Here is a 24,661-nt window from a genome sequence, read left to right on the forward strand (position 1 = left end):
TTGGCTACCTGTCGCCCAACGACTATGCCAGGAAGATGAAGCAGGCCGCTTGACCCCGTGCTTCTTGGCGTCCGTTCTCAGGGGACAGGTTCAAGGATTTCTCACTGGCGCCTTCGGCTCGCCCGACGATTTTGCCAAAGACGACTATCGTCGCTTCAGCCCACGCTTCCAGGGCGAGAATTTCCAACGCAATCTCGAACTGGTCGACCAGGTGAAAAGCATGGCTGCCGACAAGGGCGTCAAGCCTGCCCAATTGGCGCTCGCCTGGGTGCTGGCGCAAGGCGAGGATCTGATCCCGATTCCCGGCACCAAACACCGCACCTATCTGGAGGAAAACATCGCTGCGGTGGATATCGAGCTGAGCCAGGCCGATCTCGCTCGACTGAATGCGCTATTCCCGCCGGATGCGGCAGCGGGAATGCGCTACCCGGAGGCGGTCATGACCATGGTGAATATTTAGTTTTGCCAGGGCGAGGCCGGATGGGCGACGCAGCGCCCATCCGATGTGTGCGAAATGACACCGGGTTGCCCTGGCGAAGCATTCGTCAAGCCTATGCCCGGCGCTGCCTGTGACTGGGTTCAGACATTCAGGCAGAGATATTTCATTTCCAGGTATTCCTCGATGCCATACCGGGAGCCTTCGCGGCCCAGGCCCGAGGACTTGATGCCGCCGAACGGCGCCACTTCCGTGGAAATCAGGCCGGTATTGATACCGACCATGCCGTATTCCAACGCCTCCGCCACCCGGAAAACCCGGCTGAGGTCGCGGGCGTAGAAGTAGGAGGCCAGGCCGAACTCGGTGGCGTTGGCCTTGGCAATGGCTTCTTCTTCGGTCTTGAAGCGGAACAGCGGCGCCAGTGGACCGAAGGTTTCCTCGTGAGAGACCTTGGCGTCATCCGGTACATCGACCAGTAGGGTCGGTTCGAAATACGTCCCGCCCAGGCTATGAGAGTTGCCGCCGGCGATCAGCTGGGCACCCTTGGCCAGGGCATCGTCGATATGCTCGCGCACTTTGGCCACGGCGCGTTCGTCGATCAAAGGACCGATCTCGACCCCTTCATCCAGGCCGTTGCCGACCTTGAGCCGGCCGACTGCCGCCTTGAGTTTTTCCGCGAACGCGTCATACACGCCATCCTGCACATAGAGGCGGTTGACGCAGACACAGGTTTGCCCGGCATTGCGATATTTCGATGACAGGGCGCCTTTGACCGCTTCGTCCAGATCGGCATCGTCGAAAACGATAAAAGGCGCGTTGCCGCCCAGTTCCAGGGAAATTTTCTTGATGGTGGCTGCGCTTTGTTGCATCAGCTTGGCGCCGATTTCAGTGGAACCGGTGAAGGATAGCTTGCGCACCTTGGCGTTGGCGGTCAGCTCGCCACCAATTTCGCCGGACGCGCCGGTGACGATGCTGAGCACACCCTGGGGAATCCCGGCCCGTTCGGCCAGCACCGCCAGCGCCAGGGCGGAGAACGGGGTCTGGCTGGCGGGCTTGACGACCATGGTGCAACCGGCCGCCAGGGCCGGACCGGCCTTGCGGGTGATCATCGCGGCCGGGAAATTCCACGGGGTGATGGCCGCAGTGACACCGACCGGCTGCTTGATCACCAGAATGCGTTTGTCGGCCTGGTGGCCGGGAATGGTATCGCCGTAGACACGCTTGGCTTCCTCGGCGAACCATTCGATGAAGGCGGCAGCGTAGACGATCTCGCCTTTGGCCTCGGCCAGCGGCTTGCCTTGTTCCAGGGTCATCAGTCGGGCCAGATCGTCCTGGTTTTCCAGAATCAGTTCGAACCAGCGGCGCAGCTTCTGCGAGCGCTCCTTGGCGGTCAGCGCCCGCCAGGCCGGCAGGGCGCGCTCGGCGGCATCGATGGCGCGGCGAGTTTCCGCCGTGCCCATTTTAGGCACGCTGCCCAAGGGCTGGTTGCTGGCAGGATCGGTGACTTCGATGGTCTGGCCATGATCGGCATCCAGCCAGGCGCCATCGATATAGGCTTGCTGGCGGAACAGGCTGCTGTCGTTGAGTTGCATGGGGAATTTCCTCAGTCTGCCGGGCGCCCGGTCGGGCACCTCATGAGCGGAATTCGGCGTTCATGTCATGCCTGCAGAGGCTCTGTCCAGAGGCTGACTCCAAGGTTCGCCTGGGCACCGGGCGCCAGTTCGACGATATCGTCCAACACGTTCGCCGTTTCGATGCAGAGCATGCGCTGCCAGGCGTCATCGGCGAATTGCGAAAGGCGCTTGCCCTTGTCGATCCACGGATTCCAGACGATGGCCGAGCACGAATCGTGCGCCTGGAGGCAGATCTGCCGTTGCCAGCGTGGATCACGCAGACGGATCAGCTCGGGCGTGCCCAGGTAGATGCGGTCGGTCTCGCCGGTGAAGGTCAGCGCGCCGTCCTGGGTGCGCTCGCTCCAGTCTTGCAAGGTATCGATATAGCGGCAGCCGGCCAGTTCGGGAATCTCGACCTGATGGATATCGCTGACGGCGAAATAAGTATGCAGGGCCTGGCTCAGGGCGACTGGCTGGTCGCCATCGTTGCGGCTGGCCAGCGTCAGGGTCAGGCGTTTTTCATCGAGGCGGATTGCCAGGCTTGGCGTGACTTGGTGAGGCCAGTCCGGTAGGCCTTCCGGCGAGTGGGTCAGGCCAAAGACCAGGGTGATGGCATGGTCTGCCGCCGCGATATCCTGCAACTGCCAGGGTAGATTGCGTACCAGCCCGTGGAATGGACCGGCTGCCGGGTCGCGATGCATGGCCTGGACGCTCTGGGGGCTGCGCTTGAGATCGCCGAACCAGGGCCAGCACAGCGGCGCGCCGCCGCGCAGGGACTGGCCGCGCTTGAATTCTGCCTGCTCGCTGAGCCAGATCAGCGGTTGCTCGCCTCGGCGCTGGTAACTCAGAACCTGAGCGCCTTGTTCGGCGACCAGTAGTTCGGCTTGTGCCGTACCGATTCGCCAGCAGGTCAGTTGGTCTTTTTCCTGGCGTTCGACGCGTAATGACAGCGAGTGGGACATCGGCAGGTTCCTTGTTCCTGAGAGAGGTTGCGCATTAGAACCACAGCCTTGGGAAAACGCCAATACAGGCTGCAGGAGCGCAAACAGGCGGACGGGGTGACGATATCGGGAGCGCACGACGGCAATGCTGCGCAGGAAGGAACATACCGTCGTACGGGTGGTGAATGGATCAGTTTTCCAGTGTGGCGTGCAGGCTGATTTCGGCGTTCAGTACGCGCGATACCGGACAGCCTTCCTTCGCCTGGGTGGCCAGCTCCTGGAATTTGGCGTTATCGGTGCCGGGAATTTTGGCCTTGAGCTCCAGGGCGATGGCCGTGATGGTGAAGGCATCGCCAATTTTCTCGAAATTGACTTCGGCCTTGGTTTCGATGCGTTCGGCGGTCAGGCCCGCCTGGCCGAGGATGTTCGACAGGGCCATGGAAAAGCAGCCGGCATGGGCAGCTCCAATCAGTTCTTCAGGGTTGGTGCCGGGGGTATCTTCGAAGCGGGTGTTGAAGCCGTAAGGCGTATCCTTCAAGGCACCGCTCTGGGTGCTGAGCGAGCCTTTGCCATCCTTCAGTCCACCTTGCCATACAGCTGATGCGGTCTTCTTCATGCTGTGTTTCCTCCGGGTAGGGACGTTTGCGTCAGCTTATTCAGAGGTGGCGCCGGCAAGACTAGTTCCGGGAAAATATGGGGCTGGGTAAATGTACGGGCGCCTGGAGGCGGATTCTTTCAGGCTTCAGGCTCGTCTGGTTGTTCGATTTGTTCGATCAGCCCTAGCCACTGTGCCATGACCTGTTGCGCTTGTTCGATGCCCTGGCGTTTGGGAGCGGAGAACAGCTGGATGCTGGCATTGTCACCCCATTGCTGGCGGATTTCGCGCTCGACTTTCAGCAAGGCGTTCTTGGCCGCGCCGAAAGCCAGTTTGTCAGCCTTGGTCAGCAGGATATGCAGTGGCATGCGGCTGGCGCGGCCCCAGTCCAGCATCAGCCGGTCGAAATCGGTCAGTGGATGGCGAATATCCATCATCAGAAAGACGCCGGCCAGGCTGGCGCGGCTACTCAGGTAGGCTTCCAGATGTTGCTGCCAGTGCTGCTTGAGTGGAATCGGCACCTTGGCGTAGCCGTAGCCGGGCAGATCGACCAGGCGGCGCTGTTCGTCGAGTCGAAAAAAATTGAGCAGTTGGGTGCGCCCTGGCGTTTTCGACGTGCGCGCCAGATTGGCGTGGGTCAGGGTATTCAATGCGCTGGATTTGCCGGCATTGGAGCGGCCGGCGAAGGCGATTTCCAGACCGGCGTCGGTCGGGCACTGGTCGACCTTGGCGGCGCTGATGAGGAAGGAAGCCTGCTGGCACAGGCCCAGGATCGGGTTTTTCGGGGGCATGGAAGGTTCCGGTGACAGTGTGCGGCTTGGCGCCGCTTCGGTAGCGTGGCGGCCGCACGAGTATATAATGCCGCCCGTTTTTATGTGCGCCTGCCCGGTCGATGGTGCAAATTCCGGCTTTAGCCATGGATGATACTGTTCAATGACCCAATGCTTTCTGGATCAGTCTGTGAAACGAGTGCTCGCAAGTCTGTTGCTGGCCCTGGGGCTGGTCGGTCAGGTCCAGGCGCAAGGCGATCCGCAGGCCGGCCGGGGTAAGGCTGCCCTGTGCGGGGCCTGCCATGGCATGGATGGTAACAGCCCGGTGCCGAATTTCCCGAAACTGGCCGGCCAGGGTGAGCCTTATCTGCTCAAGCAACTGCGGGAGATCAAGGCCGGCAGCGGGCGTAAAGTGTTCGAGATGACCGGCATGCTCGACGCGCGGGATGAGCAGGAACTGGCCGATATCGCCGCTTATTTCGCCATGCAAAAACCACTGTCCGGTTATGCCGATCCGGCCTTGGTCGAGCGTGGCGAGCAGCTTTTTCGCGGCGGCGACATGGCACTCGGGGTGCCGGCCTGCAGCGGTTGTCACGCGCCCGACGGCGTCGGCAACGGCCCGGCCCGCTTTCCGCGCCTGGCCGGGCAGCATTCAGCCTACACCGCCAAGCAGTTGAACGATTTTCGCGATGGCGTACGCAGCAACGATGGCGATGCCATGCCTATGCGTGCTATCGCCGCCAGGCTCGGCAAGCGCGATATCGAGGCCTTGGCCAGCTATATCCAGGGTTTGCATTGAGAACTCATCAGCCTTCAGCCGGGCCCGGAGCATCGCCGGCGAAGCGCTGTGTATGGGCCTGCCGCACGAAGTTGCCGGCCCCGCTATCGTAGCCGACGGCGGTTTGATGGCTTGATCCAGTCTTTGTTTACTTCGATATGCCGGTTTGAGCAAAAATAAGTGAATCAGGACAGGCTCTGGCGAAAAGGCTTTGACGCGCCGGTGGATGTGGTAGAAAAAGGGTGACCGAAGCTGCATACCGGGTCGCCTGTTTTCGTTTCGCCTGCCCTGCAGCGGACGTAGCCGCAGACCGGTTTCAGCGTCTCGTTCATTCTCGCCTGCCAGGCCCTGGGGCGTGGCTGGCAATCTTCGCAGCTCAAGGAGTCATCAATGCGTAAGCTCATTCTCGGTATCGTTCTTGCCACGACCAGCCTGTTCGGGTTGGCAGCCCAGGCGGAGGAGTTCGAAGCCGGCAAGAATTATGTCGAGTTGGAGAAGCCCGTTCCCGTCGCCCAGCCAGGCAAGATCGAGGTGGTCGAGGTGTTCTGGTACGGCTGCCCGCACTGCTATCAGTTCGAGCCAGTGCTCAATCCATGGGTCGAGAAGTTGCCCAAGGATGTAGCCTTCCATCGGATTCCCGCCCTGTTCGGCAAGATCTGGGACATCCATGGCCAACTCTTCCTGACCCTGGAAACCATGGGTGTCGAGCAAAAAGTGCACGATGCGGTGTTCGCCGCCATTCACAAAGAAGGCAAGAAGCTCGCTACGCCAGACGAAATGGCCGACTTTCTCGTTGGCCAGGGCGTTGATCGCGAGGCATTCCTCGGTACCTATAACTCCTTCGCGGTGAAGGGCAATATGGAGAAAGTCAGGAAGCAGGCCATGTCCTACAAGATCGCCGGTGTGCCGACCATGGTGATCAACGGTAAATATCGTTTCGACATTAGCTCGGCTGGCGGCCCGGAGCACATGCTCGAGCTGGCCGATAGCCTGATCGCCAAAGAACGCGCGGCGCAGTGATCCATCATGCTGCGTCGTTGGAGTACACCGCGCTCGGCCATTTGCGGTCGGGCCAAGGTCAATTCCCAGTGCCTCGATAGCAGTGGCCTGCCGGCGGATGGCCGGCTTCGGCTGCTCAGCTTCAACATCCAGGTTGGTATCGGTACGGGTAGTTACCGCCATTATCTGACCCGCAGTTGGCAGCACCTGCTGCCGCATGCCGGGCGGGCGCTGAATCTCGGGCGGATCGGGGAACTGCTCGGGCGCTACGATCTGGTCGCCCTGCAGGAGGCCGATGGCGGCAGCCTGCGCTCGGGCTACGTCAATCAGGTCGAGCACCTGGCCCAGCTCGGTGCCTTCCCCTACTGGTATCAACAGCTCAATCGAAACCTCGGCTACTTTGCCCAGCACAGCAATGGCGTGCTGAGCCGACTCGAGCCGCATTTGCTGGAAGACCATCCATTGCCTGGGCCCGCCGGGCGTGGCGCCATCCTGCTGCGCTTCGGCGACGGCGCCGAAAGCCTGGCTGTGGTGATGATGCACCTGGCGCTGGGCACCCGGGTCCGCACCCGGCAACTGGCCTATATACGTGAGCTGATCGGCGGTTATCGCCACGTGGTGCTGATGGGGGACATGAACACCCATGCGGTGGATCTGCTGGAACACTCTCCGCTGCGCGACCTCGGCCTGCTGGCACCGCAGATCGAGGCTACTTTTCCCAGTTGGCGACCGCGCCGCTGCCTGGACCATATTCTGCTCAGTCCGAGCCTTGCTATCGAACGGGTCGAGGTACTGGCCCAGCCGATTTCCGATCACCTTCCGGTCGCCGTCGAGATCCGTTTGCCCACGGATTTGCACAAAGGCGCGCAGCCTCTGATCACGACTCCCGTGTGATGAAGGACGACTGGAAAAACAAGTACCTGAATAGCCTTGACCACCAGGAAGCGCGGGAGAAACTCTGGCATGCCCGCCTTGATTTGCTGCGCCGCAGCCTGGTACGCACCAGCATGGCGGCCGAGGGCAACGACCGGATGGTCGATGGCTGTATGAAGGAACTGCGCGATCTGCTGCTGCATCGCAATGACCTGGACGCTGGCCTTGAAGAGTTGGTGCCGCGCCTGGAAAAAGCCTTACTGGTTTCCGACCGGCAGCGTGAGGAGCGGCTGGAACAGATTTCCCGGGCCTTGCGGTGCCTGGTCGAACCGTTGCGCCAGCTGTCGGTAGCTTCCACCACCAACCGCTCGCTCAAGCGCCTGGCCAGGAAGCTCAATGGCCGGATAGAACAGCTTGACGAACTGCAAGTCCTGCTTCACGAACTGAGCGAGCTGCAGAGACAGGTACTCACGCCGTCGCCAGCAACCGACCAGGCTCGGGGTGGTCTGCTGCAACGCCTATTTGGCGGCAAGCTTCCAGCCGGCGCATCCGACGTGCTGCCAGCACCGCAGGCGACGGCTTCGATTCCCGATACCGCCGCAGCGGTCGAGCCAGTAGCGGATGCTTCGCCTGTCGATACGACCGATGTGGTATCGGCCGACTCGAAAATTTCTGTCGACGCGGCACCTGTACCGGTCGAGCCGTCGCTGGGTGAAGCGCTCGGATATGCTGCGACGGCAACGCTTGCGCCGCCGCTCCATGATCAATCCACCCAGGCGGTATCGCTGGACGAAAGCGAATACGCTCTGCCATTCAATCCGGAGCCGGCCTATGGCGCCGTTGCCGAGCACATCGAAACCACCCTGCTTGGCCTGCTGGAAGATCTCCAACTGTCCGCCGCCGAACAACCCCAGGTCCAGGCGATTCGCGACCGCGTTCTGCATGGGCTGAACTGGTACGAATTGGCGCCGCTGCTCGATGACCTGGCAGTGCTGCTGCGCGGGTTGTTCGGTTTCGATCCGCAGGCTTTCGAGAAACAGGTCGGGCAACTGAATCAGCGGCTGGCCTCGACGCAGGATAGCCTGACGATCGTGCACGAAGGTCATTGCCACGCCAGCGAGGTTGCCGCTGCCTTCGATTGCGCCCTGCGTGAACAAGCCGCTGGGCTGCATGGCTGTGTCCGGCAGGCGACCGAACTGGCCGAGGTGAAGCAAACTGTCGTGGCGCGAGTGAGTGATCTGTTGCAAACCGTCGATGCCTATCAGGGCCGGCGCCGGGAAGTCGAAGTACAATTCGGCGAGCAATTGCAGCAGCTGCGCGAACGACTGTCTGGCATTGAACAGACGGCCGGCAAGCTCCGGCAGAGCCTGGAGGAGCAGCGGCACAAAGCGCTGCATGACAGCCTGACCGGCCTGCCTAACCGGGCGGCTTTGGGCGACCGATTGGACCTCGAAGTGGCGCGTTGGCAACGCTATGGTGGTGATCTGCTGCTGGCGATCATGGACATCGATCACTTCAAGAACATCAACGACACCTACGGCCATCTGGCTGGCGATAAGGTGCTGCGGATCATCGCCAGCAAGTGGCGCTTGCGCCTGCGCAAGACCGACTTTATTGCCCGTTATGGCGGTGAGGAATTCGTGTTGCTGCTGCCGGCCACTACCATCGAAGCCGGGAGGCAGGTTTTGGACGACCTGCGCCGTGGCACCGAAGAATGTCCCTTCCATTTCAAGGGCGAGCGGATTCTGGTGACAGTTTCAACTGGGCTGACTTTCTTCGGTGGGCAGGATGTTCCCGAGCGCGTCTTCGAGCGGGCCGATCAGGCGCTTTATCGGGCCAAGCAAGCGGGTCGTAATCGGGTAGAGTTGGGTTGGATGCCCAAGCAGAGCGCCAGAACCAGCATTGATCCGCCAGGTATTATCGAGGCTTAATGCCGCTGAATGGAGCTTGCTCCTTCGCCTTGTGCGGCCAATGACGTCATTGGGCGCGGCAACCTGGTTCGCGCATAAACGTCAATAGATCCAAGAGGTTGCAATGAGATTCAGCCCCCTTCTTTCGGCCTTTCTGCTGTTGGCCGGATGCGCCGGCGACTTGCAGATCGACAAAAGCTACTCATCCAGAGGCCAGGACAGCCGTGAACAATTCATCGTCCTGCATTACACCTCCACCGACCTGCCGCGCTCGCTGGAATTGCTGACCAGAAGTGATGAAGTAAGCAGCCATTATCTGATCGGCGACTCGCCCGCCACCGTCTACCAGTTGATCGATGAAACCCGGCGCGCCTGGCATGCCGGCGATAGTGAATGGAACGGACGAACCTGGCTGAATTCCAGCTCCATCGGTATCGAGCTGGTCAATCGCGGCTATATCCAGACAGGGCAGGGACGTCTCTGGTATCCCTTTTCCGAGAAACAGATCGATGCGCTGATCGTGTTGCTCAAGGACATCATGCAGCGCCACGGCCTCAAGCCCGGTGCCATCGTCGGGCACAGCGATATCGCACCGCAGCGCAAGGTCGATCCGGGCCCGCTGTTTCCCTGGAAGCGCCTGGCCGACGCTGGCCTGATTCCCTGGCCTGACGCCCATGCTGTGAGTGCCTGGCGCATGCGCTTCGCCGCGCGCCTGCCGGATATTGCCTGGTTTCAGAACCAGTTGGGTCGTTTCGGCTACAAGGTGCCGCGCCACGGTGTACTGGATCAGGAAACCCGCAATGTTATCGCTGCTTTCCAGATGCGCTATCGCCCGGCGCTGTTCAATGGCGAGCCAGATGCGGAAACGGCAGCGCTGCTGGCGGTGTTGAACAACGATAAGTCGTAGCCTATACCGGCATCGATAGATAAAAGATGGTTCCGTGGCCGATCCGCGAGTGCACGCCGATCCTGCCACCGTGCAGTTGGACGATTTCCTTGCACAGGGCCAGGCCCAGGCCGGCACCGCCATGGTGGCGACCGATTTGCACGAACGGCTCGAAAATCCGTGCCTGCTGGTTGTAGGGAATTCCTTCGCCATTGTCTTCCACGCTGACAATTACCCGATCGCCATGCCTGCGCGCCTGCAGGCGGACCAGGCCACCACTCGGAGTATGCCGTAGCGCGTTGCTGAGTAAATTGTCCAGCACTCGTTCCATCTGCGCCGTATCCAGCATCAGGCCGGGCAACTCGGGTTCGATATCCAGGCTGAGGTTGATATTGCATTGCGCTGCTTGTGCCTGGTGCCGCTGGCTGGCCTTTTCGAGCAGCGCCGAAACCTCGCAGAGTATTGGTTGCAGCTTCTGCTGGCCGCTCTGGTAGCGGGAAAAATCCAGCAGATCATTGATCTGTTGTACCAGGCGGTGCAATTCATCATGAACAGTGATCAACAGGTCGGATTCGCGACTGTTCTGCGGAAATTTGAGCTTTTCGCGCAGCAGGCTGAATGCCATTTGGATGCCGGTGACTGGCGTGCGCAATTCATGGGAAGCGCGTAGGACGAATTCGTTGCGCACGCGCTCGAAGTTGCGCTGGTCGGTTACGTCATGCAGCACCATCACCGCACCGCTGATACGCCCGTCATGGTGGCTGACCGGACTCAGGCGCCAGGCCAGCAGGCGTCTTTCGCCATCGGCTTCGATATCCAGGTCTTGCGGCGGTTGGTTCAGCGGCTGGTCGTTGAGAACCTGTTGCGCGGCATCGTTCAAGGCCGGATCGCCCAGGGCCTGCCCCAGAGCTTGGCCAATGTATTCGTTATCCCAGGCCAACTGACGTTGGGCGACTGGATTGGCGTGTTCCAGGCAGCCCTCTCGATCGATGATCAGCAGACCATCGTCGATGCTGTCGAGCAAGGCTTGCAAACGCTGCTGGCCATTGACCAGGGCTTCCACGTTGGTCTGCTGGAACTGGTTCAGCGCGTGGGCCATCAGCCCGAAGCGGGTGCTCAGCGAAGAAAGTTCGGCGATCGGGGAGCGCGGCAGCTTGATATTGAAGTCACCTTTGCCGATCTGATCGGCTGCGCGCGACAGTTTCTCGATAGGTGAGCTGAAACGGCGAGCAAAGCCATGGGCAGTGATAAAGCCGATCAGCAGTATCGCGATGCCGATCAGAGTCAGTATCCCGGCCAGCATCAAGGCCTTTTCGCGAGCAGCCGTTTCAGTATGACGGACCCGGGCATAGGCCTGTCCCTGCATGTCGTTCATGAGGTTGCGCACCTCTTGCAACGAATTGGTCAGCTGGTCATCCAGTCCAAGCGACCAGTTGGCAGGGCGCGGCAGGTCGAGCTGATAATTGAAGGCACTATAGGCATCGGCAATCGCCTGGTAGCTATGGCACTCTTCCTCGTCAATGGCTTCATCCAGCCCTCTGGCCAGGGTATCGAAAAAGGCCTGGCGGGTGGTCTGCAAGGTGTCGAGATTGCGGTCGTCCTTGATCAATAGTGCCAGATGCCTCTCCAACACTTGACGCAACTGCTGGTTGACTTCGATGGTACCGAAGCTGTCCTTGATCAGTATTTCCTGGCTTCGGGCCATCTGCACCACGCTTACCAACCCCAGTCCCAAGCCCAGCAGTGCCACCGTCATCAATGCCGAGAATCCGAGAAACAGGCGGGTTCTCAGTTTCATCTGCAGTTTCATAATCCGTACTGTTTGCGCTTGCGGTAGAGCGTGGAGGCATCGATCCCGAGGATGCGCGCAGCCTGCTCCAGTGTTTCGCTGGCAGCCAGAACGCCGGCGATGTGAGCTTTTTCCAGTTCTTCCAGACTCAGTGCCTCGCCCACGCGCGGAGCGTTGCTGGCAACCTGTTCGCCGAGGCCGAGATGGGAGACTTCGATCATCGCTTGCGGACAGATGATGCTGGCGCGTTCGATCACATTGCGCAGCTCGCGCACGTTGCCGGGCCAGCGATAGGTCCTGAGCGCAGCGGTGGCTCCGGCGCCGAAGCCACGAGCCGGACGGCCATAGTTCTTGACAAAGTGGGCCAGGAAACGCTCGGCCAGATCCCGCACATCTTCCGGACGCTCGCGCAGCGGTGGAATAGTCAGGGTAATGACGTTGAGGCGATAGAGCAGATCTTCGCGAAAGCGTCCCTCGCGAACCATTTCTTCAAGATTGAGGTTGGTGGCCGCGAGAATGCGTACGTCGGCGCGCCGTGTGACCGGGTCACCGACCCGTTCGTATTCCTTGTCCTGGATAAAACGCAGGAGCTTAGGTTGCAGAGCCAGCGGAAAATCACCGATTTCGTCAAGAAACAGAGTGCCGCCATCGGCCTGGCTCACCCGTCCGAGCGTGCTTTCCGTAGCTCCGGTAAACGCGCCGCGGCTATGGCCGAACAATTCGCTTTCCATCAGGTCAGCCGACAGTGAGGGACAGTTGATGGTGACGAAGGCCTTTTTCGAGCGCCGGCTCCAGCCGTGGATCGCATGGGCAAGCTCGCCCTTGCCGGTACCTGACTCGCCCAGGATGAGTATATTGGCATCGGTATCGGCGAACTGCCGGGCGGTTTCCAGCACGCCCATCATGGCTGGGCTGTTGGAACCGATGGCATCGTTGCGCTTGCGGATTTCCCCCTCCAGTGCTTCCAGCCGTGCCGCCATCTGACGAACTTCAAGCTGCTTGGCGGCTGCCAGGCGCAGTTGTTCGGGGCTGCAAGGCTTTACCAGATAATCGGCTGCGCCAGCCTGGATGGCGTCCACGGCCGTATCCACCGCCGAATGCGCAGTGACGATGACGACACGCATCCAGGGGGCGATCCCCCGCATCTGTTGCAGGACGTCCAGGCCGCTCTCGTCACCCAGGCGTAGATCGAGAAAGCACAGATCGAAGACCTGACGTTGCAGAATGGCTTCCGCCTGGGCGGAACTTGCCGCAGTGGCAACGCTGTAGCCCCGATCCTCGAGGCAATAGCGAAAGGTTCGCAGAATCGCTGCCTCGTCATCCACCAGCAGGATGCGGCCACCGATATCCGTCGATTGCTCCATGAATGATGCTCCAGTCGGGCCATTGATGGTCCCGCTTAGTTAATCCGCTTGGCGAGGCGGCTCCGGCAGTCGAAGCCCCTGCATCGCGTGTGGGCTGGTCAGGCGAGCAAATCTTGATGCCCGGCGTTTTTGCGACTGTTTAGTCTACCAGTGGCCTTGCAAGTTGCACGGTTGTGCGCAAGGCAATCCCGTCGATGCATTGTCCGCTAACTGGTCGATAGTCTCCAGACGGTAGATGGCGCACTCTGCATGGTGCCCACTATGTCTGTTTCCGGGATAAGCCAGAGTGTGCAAAAAAACGCATCGTGCCCGCTTTTGAGAGTGTTTGAGGGAAAGTGCAATTCGCCGCGTACGCTCTGCCAGTGGTTGAATCGAGCAAGCTGCGGACCTGCCAGGAACGAATATTTCAGGTTGCGGAAAAGCGTTTACCGACTAGAGAAAATCCAGTCTTGCAAAAAGCCCGACCGGGAAAATACAGATCGTGCAAATTCAGTGGGAGATCCATTTGTTTTTTTATTAAGTTATTGATTATTAGGTATTAACTTGATTGGCATGCTGACTGCAAGGTGACCTGCACTGCTAATCGGAGCAATGAATCATGAATACCCAGAACCGCTTTTCGCTGCTTGGTCAAGGTTTTCTCGCTGGAGTCGCGGCCATGTTGATTCTGGGGGCTGACGATTTGCGAACCGAGCCGTTTGGGCAAGCAGAGGCAAAATCGGCGGAACAAATTCATCTCTATGAAACTCCATCGATACAGATGACGCAAAGCAGCACTGAGGGTTCGATAGTCCATCTACAAAACCACGGCGCCGATTCACAGCGCTGGGTTTTTTAGAGGATTTTCTGGTTCCAGTAGCTGCTGCGATCTGGCGGTCAGGGATGAATGGCATAGCTGATCCGAGCTACGTCACATGCATGAGAAACAGGCCGAATGGATGCGGCGCACACCTGTTTGCCAAGGGTGTCGAAAAGTTCATGAAAGCAGAGCGATAACTAGCAGGCTGCTTTCATTGAGTTAACACTGCAAGAGGAGAAACGCCATGCTAAGTTGGGCAGTCACATTTTTGATCATTGCTATTATTGCGGCCGTTCTGGGCTTTGGCGGCATAGCCGGGACCGCGACAGGAATTGCCAAGATCCTGTTCGTCGTATTCCTTGTGTTGTTTGTCGTTTCGCTGATCTTTGGCCGGGGCCGCGGACCACGAGTCTGACGTTTGAAGAACCGGGAGCCGCTTCCTGTTATCAGGGGGCGGCGGTTTTTTATCGAGGCCCGACCGGATTCATCTGCCGTGCCAGTTCACGCAAGGCAGTTTCTGCACTGAAGACCTTCTGCACTACCTCATCCGCTTTCTGCCGGTCGATTCCCAGCTTTTCGTAAAGCTCATCGGGAATATTCTGATCGGGGTCGCTACCGATTCCATGTTTCCCCAGCAGTCGAACCGTCAACCAGATCAGGTTCGGATAGAGCGCGTATTCGCCCTGGTAATGCAGGTCGTTCTGAAAGCGTAGGGCGGTATAGAGCTCTTCGGGCATTCCCCAATGTTGCATCATCCAGGCGCCGATCTGTTCGCGAGTGATACCCAGTAGATGCTGCTCGATCTGGCTATGGTGCAGGTGCGGGTTAACCTCTCTGTGCCGGCAAATCAATGAAAAATGCGGCGGAAAGACATGTGCCAGCACCAGATAGCCGAAATTATGCAAAAGCCCGCACAGGTAGGCCATGCCGGATTCCGGGCGTTGCGCTCGTGGCATGATGCGTAGCAACCCGTCGATGACCGTTGCGGTATAGATCGCTTGCTGCCAGTAAGGTGTGCTCTGTTGCGGTTCATCCTTGGGCAGGGTGATGGTTTTGCCCAGAGCCAGACCCAAGGCCAGATTAATCACGATGTCGAAACCCAGTACGCGGACGATGGCATCTTCCACAGAGCGGACCTTGCTCGGTGATGCGTAATAGGGTGAAGCCGCCCAGCTGACGACCTGGGCGGCCAGGGCCGGATCGGTTTCCACCAGATTGGTGATGTCTTCAACGGTAGCCTTGGGGTCGACGCGCAACCGGATGATGCGGTTGGCCGATTGTGGCAGCGGTGGAATTTCGATGGTTTCTTCCAGGCGCTGGCGAATTCGTCTGGCCGTGAAGGATTCCACGGCTCGGATGATTTCGGCCTGGTCTTCGTGGGGACGATTAAGGTTGGGACGAATATCGTTCACGACGACACCGAAGTGTCCGCTACTGGCCTTTTCCATCAGACTACGCAAATCTTCCAGCGTAAACTCCAGTAGCAGGCCAGGTTGTCCGGATTCAATCCAGAGTGTCGGCTGCTGCATCAGGCTGGCTTCGTAAAGGCAGGGTACGGGTAGTAGCTGAGGCAGTCCCGGCAGGCTATTCAACGCCTGCCGAGCCAGTAGCTGTTGCAATTTTTCATGCTTGGCGGCTGTGAGCTGGCGACCGGTCAATTCGGCCAGCAGGGTCAGGTCGAGCAGACGATCCCTTGGAAACAGCACGAGCAGCATACCGATGGCATCTTCAAGCAGTACGGACTGTACTCGTTGGGCGGCAGGCAGGTCGGGTCGGTCTTGGCAGGTGCGATAATTCAGGTCGAACTTTTCCAGTGCCTGGAGAACGTGCGAAGGCAGTTCTGGATGTGGCCCGCTATCGACAGCAACTATCATAAAAAATTATCCAACATGAGTTTTGCGTGAGTGTAGCCTCGGCCGGGCAGAGGAACTGGCCAGACAATGGTGTGTCAGACCTGGCCATACTGCTGTCCATGCCGCAGCCAGCGATTCAGAAGTGGCCCGGCTCGTTCCGGCCAGTCGGCGAGCAGCCGCTGGGCCGCTTCGCGTACCTGGGGTAGCAAGGCGGCATCGCGCAGCAGGTCGGCCACCTTGAATTGCAGTAGCCCTGTCTGCCGGACACCGAGCATTTCACCCGGCCCGCGCAATTCCAGGTCTTTTTCCGCAATGACGAAACCATCGCAGGTCTCACGCATGATAGCCAATCGTTCACGGCCCATCTGTGACAGCGGTGCATGATAGAGCAGCAAACAGTGACTTGCTGCGTTGCCGCGGCCGACCCGGCCGCGCAACTGGTGCAACTGGGCCAGCCCCAGGCGCTCGGGGTTTTCGATGATCATCAGGCTGGCATTGGGCACATCCACGCCGACTTCGATCACGGTGGTGGCCACCAGCAGTTGCAGGCGCCCCTGTTTGAACGCTTCCATCACTGCTGCTTTTTCCGCAGGCTTCATACGCCCGTGAATCAGGCCAACGTTGAGTTCGAGCAACGCACTAGACAGTTCCTCGAAAGTCGTTTCGGCGGCTTGGCAGGTCAATTCCTCGGATTCTTCGATCAACGTGCAGACCCAATAGGCCTGGCGACCTTGCAGGCAGGCGTTGCGAACCCGTTCGATCACCTCGCTGCGCCGGCTGTCGGCGAGTACCAGCGTATTCACCGGCGTGCGGCCGGGCGGCAGTTCGTCGAGGATCGAGGTATCCAGGTCAGCGTAGGCACTCATTGCCAGCGTTCGCGGGATCGGTGTGGCAGTCATGATCAACTGGTGAGGGCAGAGCCGGCCTTCGACACCCTTCTGGCGCAGGGCAAGGCGTTGTTGCACTCCGAAGCGATGCTGCTCGTCGATGATGACCAGGGCCAGGTTGCGAAAGCGCACCTCGTCCTGGAACAGCGCATGGGTACCGATCACCATCGGACAGCCAGCCGCGATTTTTTCCAATGCCGTGAGGCGGGATTTACCCTTGAGCTTGCCGGCCAGCCAGGCCAGCTCCAGGCCGAGCGGTTCGAGCCACTTGGCGAAATTCACGTAATGTTGTTCGGCGAGGATTTCCGTCGGAGCCATCAGGGCTGCCTGATAACCAGCCTCCAGCGCTTGCAGTGCTGCCAGTGCGGCGACTACCGTCTTGCCGGCGCCGACATCGCCCTGAATCAGCCGCAGCATCGGTTCGGGCTGGCTGAGGTCGTAGGCGATTTCGGCACCGACTCGCTGCTGGGCACCGGTCGGGACGAAGCCGAGATTTTGCAGGAATAGCTGCGGCAGGCGTCGGGCGATTGGTAATGCCGGGGCCTGCTGGGCTCGCACGCTTTCGCGCAGGCGCTGCAGGGAAAGCTGGTGGGTCAGTAGCTCTTCGAAGGCCAGGCGGTGCTGTGCCCAATGATGGCCTTCGGCCATCTCCTGCTGATCAGCATCCGGTGGTGGTCGGTGCAGGTAGCGAACCGCTTCGTCGAGCGGTGCCAGGTGATAGTGACGCGCCAATTCCTGTGGCAGCCAATCTGGCAGGCTGTGCGGACCGAGGCGAGCCAGAGCCTGCTGGGTCAAGCTGCGCAGGCGCAGTTGGGTAAGCCCTTCGGTCGTCGGATAGATCGGGGTCAGGGTCTGTTCGATCGGCACCGGCTGTGCCTCGTTCAGGGTGCGGCATTCTGGATGATAGATTTCCAGGCCGGAGGCACCGGGACGGACCTCGCCATAACAGCGCAATTGGGTACCGCGCTTGAGCGCATCTCTCTGCGCCTGGCTGAAATGATAGAAACGCAGGCTGAGCGTACCGGTGCCATCCTGCAACCGCAGCAGCAGGCTGCGCCGGCGACCCATAATAACGTCGGCGGCTGCCACCACGCCTTCCACTACGGCATCCTGGCCGGGTCGCAGGGCACCGATAGGGGTAATCCGGGTACGATCCTGATAACGCAGCGGTAGGTGGAAGAGCACATCCTGCAGGGTTTCGAGGCCGACCTTGGCCAATTTCTCCGCCAGTGCCGCGCCTACTCCCTTGAGCGCGGTCACCGGGACGGCCGAAAGATCGGGCATGCCGGTTTCAGTCCTTGCTGGCCGGGCTGCTCACCGAGCACAGGCGAATGGAGTCGGCCAGTACTTCGATGGCCTTCGGCCGTGGGAAACTGGCCCGCCAGGCAATCGCCACGGTGCGAAAGGGCGCCGGCTGTGTCAGTGGGCGAACTTCGATGATACCGGGCGCATAATGATGACTGTCGACTGCCGAAAGCGGCAGGACCGATATCCCCAGCCCCGAAGCGACCATGTGGCGGATGGTTTCCAGCGAGCTGGACTCGATGGTGGTGAAGTTGCCCGATTCAGTCTTGTTGCTGCTTGGGCAGGCTTCCAGTACCTGATCACGAAAGCAGTGACCTTCGCCTAGCAGCAGCAGGCTCTTGTCATTGAGCATCTCGTTCTTGATGACGCCCAGCTTGGTCCAGGGATGGTTGGCCGGCATCAATACGTAAAAAGGTTCGTCATAGAGCGCCATGGTCAGAACATCGGCTTCCTGGAACGGCAAGGCGATAATGATGGCGTCGAGTTCTCCAGTGCGCAGCTTGTCGCGCAGGACATGGGTGAAATTTTCTTCGATATACAACGGCATGTCCGGGGCGACACGGTGCAACTGGGGAATCAGATGGGGGAACAGATAGGGCCCGATGGTGTAGATGGCGCCTACCTTGAGCGGCGCAGCTAGCTGATTCTTGCCGGCCTGGGCCAGTTCGCGGATGTTCTGCGCCTGTTCCAGCACCTTCTGTGCCTGGGTGACGATGCCTTCGCCGACCGGAGTCAGGCGGACCGCACTCTTGGTACGTTCGAAGATCAGCACACCCAGCTCGTCTTCAAGCTTTTTCACGCCAACCGAAAGGGTCGGTTGACTGACATGACAGCGCTCAGCCGCACGGCCGAAATGCTGTTCCTGGGCAAGGGTGACGATGTACCGCAGTTCGGTCAGGGTCATAAGCATATTCCATTGGCTTGCGGCCAAGCATAGCGGCTGCAAGCCATGGAACCAACTGGAACAAGGAAACCGCTGCAGTTTCCTTGGCAAGAACTGGATCAACTGCTGCGTTTGAGCTCGTAAGCCAGGGGCGCAACGATTTCCAGGGTGCCGTCGTTGAGCAACTCGGGCGGTGGTGGCGGCAGTGGCTGTGCCTTGCGAATCATTTCCAGCGTGGCGCGGTCAAGCAGCGGGTTTCCGGAGCGACCAACCAGTTCGTAGGAGAGTACGCGTCCTTCCCCATCGATAGTGAAACGCAGGCGGTTGACCTTGACTCCCGGTCTTTCACGCCGCTTGGCTTCTTCGGGATAAATCTTGTAGCGCGCCAGGTGGCTCAGCAGCAGACTTTGCCAGGAAGCCTTTACCTGTTGCGTCGAAGAAGACATGCCATCCTGTTTGGCATTCGACGAAGCCGTTGAAGCGGCTGACGTCGTTCGGGAGTTCGCGTCGGTAGTGCTCGACTGAGCGACCTGACTCTCCATCGGCGAGTCTTTCTTGTCGGGCGATTCCACCGGCTTCTGCGCGACCTTCTTCTCTTGGTCAGGCTTCTTCGGCTTTTCCTTTTTGGGTTTGGGTTTCGGCTTGGGCTTGGGTTCCGTCTTGGCTACTGCCAGCTTCGGATCCGGTGCCTCTACCAGTTTCGGTTCCGGGTCCGGAATCGGTTCCGGTTCGACCTGCTGCGCCTGTGGGGGCGGCGGCGGAGGTGGCAGGGGTTCCAGCTGGACCATCATGGGAGCCGCCGGCGGCAACTCGATCGGCGGTGGTTTGGCGCGCCAGAACAGTGACCAGGCCACTATTCCGATGTGCAGGCTCAGTACCAGCAGGAGGCTGATGCCCCACAGCGGTATTTTGCGGGAGTTGCTGCTCATTTGCCGACCGTCTCGAGTCCTACCAGACCAATTTTCAGATAACCCGCAGCGCGCAGGTTATCCATGACTTCCATGAGGCGACCGTATTCCAGCGCCTCGTCACCTCTGACGAAAATGGCCTTCTGTTTGTCGGTACTCGTCAGTGTATCCAGCGAAGTACCCAGCTGATCCATCTGTACTGGATCGTTGCCCAGGAACAGGCTGTGGTCTTTTTTGATACTGAGGTAGATCGGCTTGTCCGGCCGTGGTTCAGGCTTGGCTGTGGAGGCTGGCAGATCGAGCTTCACGTCTACGGTAGCCAATGGTGCGGCGACCATGAAAATGATCAGCAGCACCAATATGACGTCAATGAACGGGGTGACGTTGATGTCGTGGGATTCCGTCAGCTCGTCACCGCTGTTTTCGCCAAGTTGTACGCCCATGTCAGCCCACCTTTACAACATGCGGTGCCTGGCCACGCTGTTCGGTGCTGGCTGGCAGATGATCGAGATCGCGGCTGACCAGGACCAGAACCTGGGTGGAGGCATCGACGACCTGGGCTTTGTAGCCGGTGATAGAGCGGGCGAAAATGTTGTAAATGATTACCGCAGGAATCGCCGCGACCAGGCCGATAGCTGTGGCCAGCAGAGCTTCGGCGATACCCGGAGCGACCACGGCCAGGTTGGTGGTCTGGGATTTGGCGATGCCGATGAAGCTGTTCATGATGCCCCATACGGTACCGAACAAGCCGACGAAGGGCGCGATGGAACCAATGGTGGCGAGTATACCGGTGCCCTGGCTCATGCGGCGGCCACTGGCAGCCACGATGCGGTCCAGGCGTAGAGCGACACGTTCCTTGATGCCGTCTTTCTCGCGTAGATTGGTCGAAAGACGCAGTTCTTCCTGGGCTTCTCCGATCAGGGTGGCGCTGAGACTGCTGTCGTCCATTTGCTCGGCGGCATGTTTGAGGGAGCGCGAGCCTTTGAAACCGGCCAGTTCGCGGCGCAGGCGGCGCTTGGCGCGACCGAGTTCGAAGCTTTTGGCGAAGAAGATGGTCCAGGTGGCGACCGAGGCCAGGGCCAGGGCGATCATCACGCCCTTCACCACACGGTCGGCAGCCATGTACATGCCCCAGGGCGACAGGTCATGGGACATGCCGGCGTTGAGTTCTTCCGCGCTCAGTTCCTCGCTATCGATAGCGGGTGCTGCTGCGTTCGGATCATTCGGATTGGCTGTTGCCGCAGGGGTTGCACCTGGGCTGCCGGCAGGCGCAGCAGGCGTGGTATCGGTTGCAGTTATCGGCGCTGGATTGCTGGCCGATGTCTTTGCCGCATCGATATTACCTGCCTGCTGGGCGAAGGTACTGCCGGAAGCCAGCAGCAGGCCGAAGGCCATCGCTACGGCTGTCAGGGTGCGGGGCCTGGATGGAGACGGTTGAACGCGAAGGGGGAATGATTTCATGCGTACCGGACCTCTGAGGTAAGTGAATATCCCGAAGGAAAAAGAATTAAAAGGAAACATAATTAAGCTATTATTGCGATTAATTATTGTTTGTAAAGGAACCAACTGCGCGTCATGCTGTTTGGCTGACCTGTGGTTGTCAGGCGTATACATCGAGTGCGGGAACCCGGTAAATGCCCGAAAACCCTACCTTATTGATCGCCGGCTGCGGCGATATTGGATCGCGAATGGGATTGAGACTGTCTCAGCTTAGCTGGAGAGTCCATGGGTTGCGTCGCTTTGTCGCAAATTTACCTGGAACCATTCGGCCGCTTCCGGGTGATCTTTTCGACAGCCGTTGTCCGCCTGGATGGCCGACCGCTGCACTGGATTATCTGGTGTATTGTGCGGCCGCCACCGGACATGACGAATCCGCTTATCGGGCTACCTATGTGGATGGGCTGAACCATGTGCTGAGCTGGCTGGCGCTGCATGGACAACGGCCGCGGCGGCTGCTGTTCGTCTCCAGTACAGGGGTTTATGGCCAATGTGACGGTGAATGGGTCGACGAAGATTCACCGACCTTGCCCTCGGGGTTCTCTGGGCGGTTGCTGCTCGAAGCGGAGCGTCTGCTGCTGGACAGCGGCCATCCGGCCAGTGTGATTCGCCTGGCCGGTATTTATGGCCCTGGCCGCCAATGGCTGTTGAGCCAGGTCCGTCAAGGCTATCGAGTCGCCGAGGAGCCTGCGCTGTATGGCAATCGTATCCATGCCGACGATGCCGCCGGGTTGCTGGCTTTTTTGCTGGCCGCCGATGCGCGTGGCGAAACTCTGGCTGACTGCTATCTCGGAGTAGACGACGAACCCGCTCCCCTGCATGAGGTTGTCGGTTGGTTACGGCAGCGTCTGGGCGTCACCCTGCAAGTAGAGGAAAACATCGTGCGGCGCTCCGCCAGCAAGCGTTGCAGCAATGCACGCGCCCGCGCGCTGGGCTGGTCGCCGCTTTATCCGAGCTATCGCGAAGGCTACGAGGCACTCATCGCCGCAACTGGCTAAGCGGTTCGATTATCTGCTTCCCCGGTGCTGTGTCAGCTTCCTGCCATGCCATCTTTAGTGGACGGTTTCTGCAACTCGATTTGCCATTCATGTACTAAAAAAGGGTGTGGCACTTGCTGTATCGATACCGGCGACACGGTGTATTGAGGCCCTGCATGGATTCCATGGTCTCGACGCCGTGCTGATACAGACGTACTGGCCTTTGCCTGGATTCACGCGGGCCAGGTACGCAATTCGTTCGTTCGGCTCATGGCCGTCCGTCTAGGGACATCCTGCGCACGCAACTTCTATCCGGCGATGCCTTCCTAATGAACAGGGTAAGTGCAGTGAAACATTCTGTGCTCTTTGTCACGAGGCTTGCGGAGGAACTTCTCTATGAAACAGACCCACAATACTGCCAGTGCAGAAGCCCTGACGGAACGCCTCAAACAAGATAGCAGCCCGATCGATCTGTCGACTGGCGAGCCCGTGAGTCGAGATGAGCGGCTGGATATACCTGGTAAAACCCAGGAGGCACCAGCCGAAAAGGTAGCCGGCAAGTAGGCGAAACAGTGACTGGCGCGTGGCCGTCTAACGTGATCTGACGGGCAAGCGATTGCGCCATCTTTGCCAGGAGTCGCTATTGCATCCGCACTGCCAGCTTTGCCACATGCTCGCCCTGGAAGCGGGCCAGGGATAGATCCAGCTCGCTCGGCTGATGCGTGCCATCGGCACCTGCCACTGTCGCCGTACCGTAGGGCGAATTGCGCTGCATCTGTGAGATGTCGGTGAGGTTCGGTGCCGAATAGGGCAGGCCGGTAATCAGCATGCCGTGGTGCGCCAGGGTATTCCAGAAGGACGTGATGGTGGTTTCCGAGCCGCCACCGGTGCCGGTGGAGGTGAATACGCTACCGATCTTGCCGATCAGTGAGCCCTTGACCCAGAGCCCGCCAGTCTGGTCGAGAAAGGTGCGCATCTGCCCGGCCATGTTGCCGAAGCGGGTCGGCGTGCCGAAGATGATCGCATCGTAGTCGCCCAACTCCTGCGGGCTGGCAATGGGAGCAGCTTGTTCCAGTTTGGCGCCGGACTTGCGTGCGATGTCTTCCGGAATGGTCTCCGGTACGCGCTTGAGCGTCACCTCGACCCCCGCCACGCTGTCGGCACCGTCCGCCACGGCCTGTGCTATCTGCTCAATATGGCCGTACATCGAGTAATACAGCACCAGAACTTTCTTCATAGGATCTTCCTTCAGTTGGTCGTTTCCCTATTGAGTGTAGACGTACCAAGTGACCGTTGCGTGCCTGGCCTTTATCATCGCCGCGTTTTCCTGATCCCGAGGGGAGTGCGTCATGCTCAACGGCCTGTGGCTGGGGTTTTTCCTGATTGCCGCGCTGTCCGCGTTGGTGCGCTGGTTGCTGGGTGGCGATCCAGCGGTATTCGCCGCTCTGGTGGAAAGCCTGTTCGCCATGGCCAGGCTGTCGGTCGAGGTGATGATCCTGTTGTTCGGTACCCTGACGCTCTGGCTCGGTTTTCTGCGCATCGCCGAGCGAGCCGGGCTGGTGGATCTGCTGGCACACCTGCTTGGCCCGTTGTTCCGGCGCTTGATGCCGGAAGTGCCGAACGGGCATCCGGCTCTGGGCCTGATCACGTTGAATTTCGCTGCCAACGGTCTGGGGTTGGATAACGCCGCGACGCCCATCGGCCTCAAGGCCATGCGCTCCTTACAGGAGCTCAACCCCAGTCAGACGACGGCCAGTAATGCACAGATCCTGTTTCTGGTGCTGAACGCCTCTTCGCTGACGCTGTTGCCGGTATCGATCTTTATGTACCGCGTGCAGCAGGGCGCTGAGGACCCGACATTGGTATTCCTGCCGATCCTGCTGGCCACCAGTGCCTCGACTCTCGCTGGCCTGTGCTCGGTGGCGCTGATGCAGCGCCTGCGGCTGTGGGATCCTGTCGTGCTGGCCTATCTGTTGCCTGGCGCCCTGCTGCTCGGTGGTTTCATGGCATTCCTGGCCAGTCTTTCCGCCGCCGCGCTGGCACAGTTGTCGTCGTTGCTCGGCAACCTGGTTCTGTTCGGTCTGATCGTCACGTTTGTTGCGGTCGGTGCCTGGCGCAAGGTGCCGGTGTACGAGGCTTTCATCGATGGTGCCAAAGAAGGCTTCGAGGTGGCGAAGAACCTTCTGCCTTATCTGCTTGCCATGCTATGTGCGGTCGGTGTGCTGCGGGCTTGCGGAGCGCTGGAATTCGGTCTGGATGGCATCCGCTGGTTGGTGGACGTGCTCGGCTGGGATGCGCGCTTCGTCGACGCATTACCCACTGCCCTGGTCAAGCCGTTCTCCGGCAGCGCAGCGCGCGCGATGCTGATCGAGACCATGCAGAGCCACGGGGTGGACAGCTTCCCGGCGTTGGTCGCCGCCACCATCCAGGGCAGTACTGAAACCACCTTTTATGTACTAGCCGTCTATTTCGGCGCGGTCGGTATCCAGCGTGCCCGCCATGCAGTCGGGTGCGCGCTGTTGGCTGATTTTGCCGGCGTGGTGGCGGCTATTGGGGTCTGCTACTGGTTTTTCGGGTGAGAAAAAATAGCGTCTGAAG

General features: G+C 59.8%; 24 protein-coding genes. 11 read left to right on the forward strand and 13 right to left on the reverse strand.

The window, feature by feature from the left end; genetic code table 11:
• Positions 1–460, forward strand: a 460-nt coding sequence (locus FHR87_RS10750) for an aldo/keto reductase (RefSeq protein ID WP_183166730.1), incomplete at its 5' end; no start/stop codon positions are given.
• Between the two features lie 119 nt (positions 461–579).
• Here the strand turns inward: FHR87_RS10750 and gabD are convergent.
• The 4 genes from gabD to yihA form a co-directional block, all read right to left on the reverse strand.
• Positions 580–2,028 (reverse strand): NADP-dependent succinate-semialdehyde dehydrogenase, encoded by a 1,449-nt coding sequence (gabD, locus tag FHR87_RS10755; RefSeq protein ID WP_183166731.1) that lies wholly within the window; start codon positions 2,026–2,028, stop codon positions 580–582.
• 65 nt (positions 2,029–2,093) lie between these two features.
• Positions 2,094–3,011 carry a D-hexose-6-phosphate mutarotase gene (locus FHR87_RS10760; protein WP_183166732.1) on the reverse strand — a complete coding sequence of 306 codons (918 nt, stop codon included), beginning with the start codon at positions 3,009–3,011 and terminating at the stop codon, positions 2,094–2,096.
• Between the two features lie 169 nt (positions 3,012–3,180).
• Positions 3,181–3,606, reverse strand: coding sequence for an OsmC family protein (locus tag FHR87_RS10765; protein WP_183166733.1), 426 nt, complete (start codon positions 3,604–3,606; stop codon positions 3,181–3,183).
• A gap of 119 nt (positions 3,607–3,725) precedes the next feature.
• Complete coding sequence (gene yihA / locus FHR87_RS10770; RefSeq protein WP_183166734.1) at positions 3,726–4,376, reverse strand: ribosome biogenesis GTP-binding protein YihA/YsxC; 651 nt, start codon at positions 4,374–4,376, stop codon at positions 3,726–3,728.
• Between the two features lie 169 nt (positions 4,377–4,545).
• Between yihA and FHR87_RS10775 the strand changes: the two genes are divergently transcribed.
• The 5 genes from FHR87_RS10775 to FHR87_RS10795 all read left to right on the forward strand — a co-directional run bounded on the left by FHR87_RS10775 (position 4,546) and on the right by FHR87_RS10795 (position 9,822).
• A complete protein-coding gene (locus tag FHR87_RS10775; protein ID WP_183166735.1) occupies positions 4,546–5,154 on the forward strand; it encodes a c-type cytochrome in 609 nt (202 codons plus the stop codon).
• Between the two features lie 369 nt (positions 5,155–5,523).
• Positions 5,524–6,153 carry a thiol:disulfide interchange protein DsbA/DsbL gene (locus FHR87_RS10780; RefSeq protein ID WP_183166736.1) on the forward strand — a complete coding sequence of 210 codons (630 nt, stop codon included), beginning with the start codon at positions 5,524–5,526 and terminating at the stop codon, positions 6,151–6,153.
• A gap of 6 nt (positions 6,154–6,159) precedes the next feature.
• Entirely contained in the window at positions 6,160–7,026 is an 867-nt protein-coding gene (locus FHR87_RS10785; RefSeq protein ID WP_183166737.1) for an endonuclease/exonuclease/phosphatase family protein, read from the forward strand.
• Positions 7,026–8,936, forward strand: coding sequence for a GGDEF domain-containing protein (locus FHR87_RS10790; RefSeq protein WP_183166738.1), 1,911 nt, complete (start codon positions 7,026–7,028; stop codon positions 8,934–8,936). Before FHR87_RS10785 ends, FHR87_RS10790 begins: the two co-directional genes overlap by 1 nt.
• 103 nt (positions 8,937–9,039) lie before the next feature.
• The gene (locus tag FHR87_RS10795) at positions 9,040–9,822 is read left to right on the forward strand and encodes an N-acetylmuramoyl-L-alanine amidase (protein ID WP_183166739.1); all 783 of its coding nucleotides are present in this window, start codon (positions 9,040–9,042) and stop codon (positions 9,820–9,822) included.
• A 1-nt stretch (position 9,823) separates the two neighbouring features.
• Here FHR87_RS10795 and FHR87_RS10800 read toward each other — a convergent pair whose 3' ends face one another.
• Complete coding sequence (locus tag FHR87_RS10800; RefSeq protein WP_183166740.1) at positions 9,824–11,611, reverse strand: ATP-binding protein; 1,788 nt, start codon at positions 11,609–11,611, stop codon at positions 9,824–9,826.
• Positions 11,608–12,954 (reverse strand): sigma-54-dependent response regulator transcription factor AlgB, encoded by a 1,347-nt coding sequence (gene algB, locus FHR87_RS10805; protein ID WP_183166741.1) that lies wholly within the window; start codon positions 12,952–12,954, stop codon positions 11,608–11,610. Before algB ends, FHR87_RS10800 begins: the two co-directional genes overlap by 4 nt.
• A gap of 598 nt (positions 12,955–13,552) precedes the next feature.
• Between algB and FHR87_RS10810 the strand changes: the two genes are divergently transcribed.
• Together FHR87_RS10810 and FHR87_RS10815 are read left to right on the forward strand one after the other, a co-directional pair.
• Complete coding sequence (locus tag FHR87_RS10810; RefSeq protein ID WP_183166742.1) at positions 13,553–13,792, forward strand: hypothetical protein; 240 nt, start codon at positions 13,553–13,555, stop codon at positions 13,790–13,792.
• Positions 13,793–13,997: 205 nt separating this feature from the next.
• Positions 13,998–14,168, forward strand: coding sequence for a DUF1328 domain-containing protein (locus FHR87_RS10815; RefSeq protein ID WP_183166743.1), 171 nt, complete (start codon positions 13,998–14,000; stop codon positions 14,166–14,168).
• Between the two features lie 49 nt (positions 14,169–14,217).
• Here the strand turns inward: FHR87_RS10815 and FHR87_RS10820 are convergent, their stop codons facing one another.
• The 6 genes from FHR87_RS10820 to exbB all read right to left on the reverse strand — a co-directional run bounded on the left by FHR87_RS10820 (position 14,218) and on the right by exbB (position 21,050).
• A complete protein-coding gene (locus FHR87_RS10820; protein ID WP_183166744.1) occupies positions 14,218–15,627 on the reverse strand; it encodes an aminoacyl-tRNA deacylase and HDOD domain-containing protein in 1,410 nt (469 codons plus the stop codon).
• Positions 15,628–15,701: 74 nt separating this feature from the next.
• A complete protein-coding gene (gene recG / locus FHR87_RS10825) occupies positions 15,702–17,777 on the reverse strand; it encodes an ATP-dependent DNA helicase RecG (RefSeq protein ID WP_183166745.1) in 2,076 nt (691 codons plus the stop codon).
• A gap of 7 nt (positions 17,778–17,784) precedes the next feature.
• Positions 17,785–18,702: a hydrogen peroxide-inducible genes activator gene (locus FHR87_RS10830; RefSeq protein ID WP_183166746.1), complete on the reverse strand. Its 918-nt coding sequence runs from the start codon at positions 18,700–18,702 to the stop codon at positions 17,785–17,787.
• Between the two features lie 98 nt (positions 18,703–18,800).
• Entirely contained in the window at positions 18,801–19,610 is an 810-nt protein-coding gene (locus tag FHR87_RS10835) for an energy transducer TonB (RefSeq protein ID WP_183166747.1), read from the reverse strand.
• Entirely contained in the window at positions 19,607–20,032 is a 426-nt protein-coding gene (gene exbD, locus FHR87_RS10840) for a TonB system transport protein ExbD (protein WP_183166748.1), read from the reverse strand. The genes FHR87_RS10835 and exbD overlap by 4 nt, the downstream gene beginning before the upstream one ends.
• Before the next feature lies 1 nt (position 20,033).
• A complete protein-coding gene (gene exbB, locus FHR87_RS10845; protein ID WP_183166749.1) occupies positions 20,034–21,050 on the reverse strand; it encodes a tonB-system energizer ExbB in 1,017 nt (338 codons plus the stop codon).
• A 173-nt stretch (positions 21,051–21,223) separates the two neighbouring features.
• Between exbB and FHR87_RS10850 the strand changes: the two genes are divergently transcribed.
• Together FHR87_RS10850 and FHR87_RS10855 are read left to right on the forward strand one after the other, a co-directional pair.
• Complete coding sequence (locus FHR87_RS10850) at positions 21,224–22,084, forward strand: NAD-dependent epimerase/dehydratase family protein (protein WP_183166750.1); 861 nt, start codon at positions 21,224–21,226, stop codon at positions 22,082–22,084.
• A gap of 375 nt (positions 22,085–22,459) precedes the next feature.
• Positions 22,460–22,627: a hypothetical protein gene (locus FHR87_RS10855; RefSeq protein WP_183166751.1), complete on the forward strand. Its 168-nt coding sequence runs from the start codon at positions 22,460–22,462 to the stop codon at positions 22,625–22,627.
• A 76-nt stretch (positions 22,628–22,703) separates the two neighbouring features.
• On the opposite strand, the gene wrbA is transcribed toward FHR87_RS10855, so the two are convergent.
• A complete protein-coding gene (gene wrbA / locus FHR87_RS10860; protein WP_183166752.1) occupies positions 22,704–23,300 on the reverse strand; it encodes an NAD(P)H:quinone oxidoreductase in 597 nt (198 codons plus the stop codon).
• A 112-nt stretch (positions 23,301–23,412) separates the two neighbouring features.
• Between wrbA and FHR87_RS10865 the strand changes: the two genes are divergently transcribed.
• Positions 23,413–24,642 carry a nucleoside recognition domain-containing protein gene (locus tag FHR87_RS10865; RefSeq protein ID WP_183166753.1) on the forward strand — a complete coding sequence of 410 codons (1,230 nt, stop codon included), beginning with the start codon at positions 23,413–23,415 and terminating at the stop codon, positions 24,640–24,642.
• Positions 24,643–24,661 lie beyond the last annotated feature (19 nt).

Source organism: Azomonas macrocytogenes (genome assembly GCF_014191985.1).
Classification (GTDB): domain Bacteria; phylum Pseudomonadota; class Gammaproteobacteria; order Pseudomonadales; family Pseudomonadaceae; genus Azomonas; species Azomonas macrocytogenes.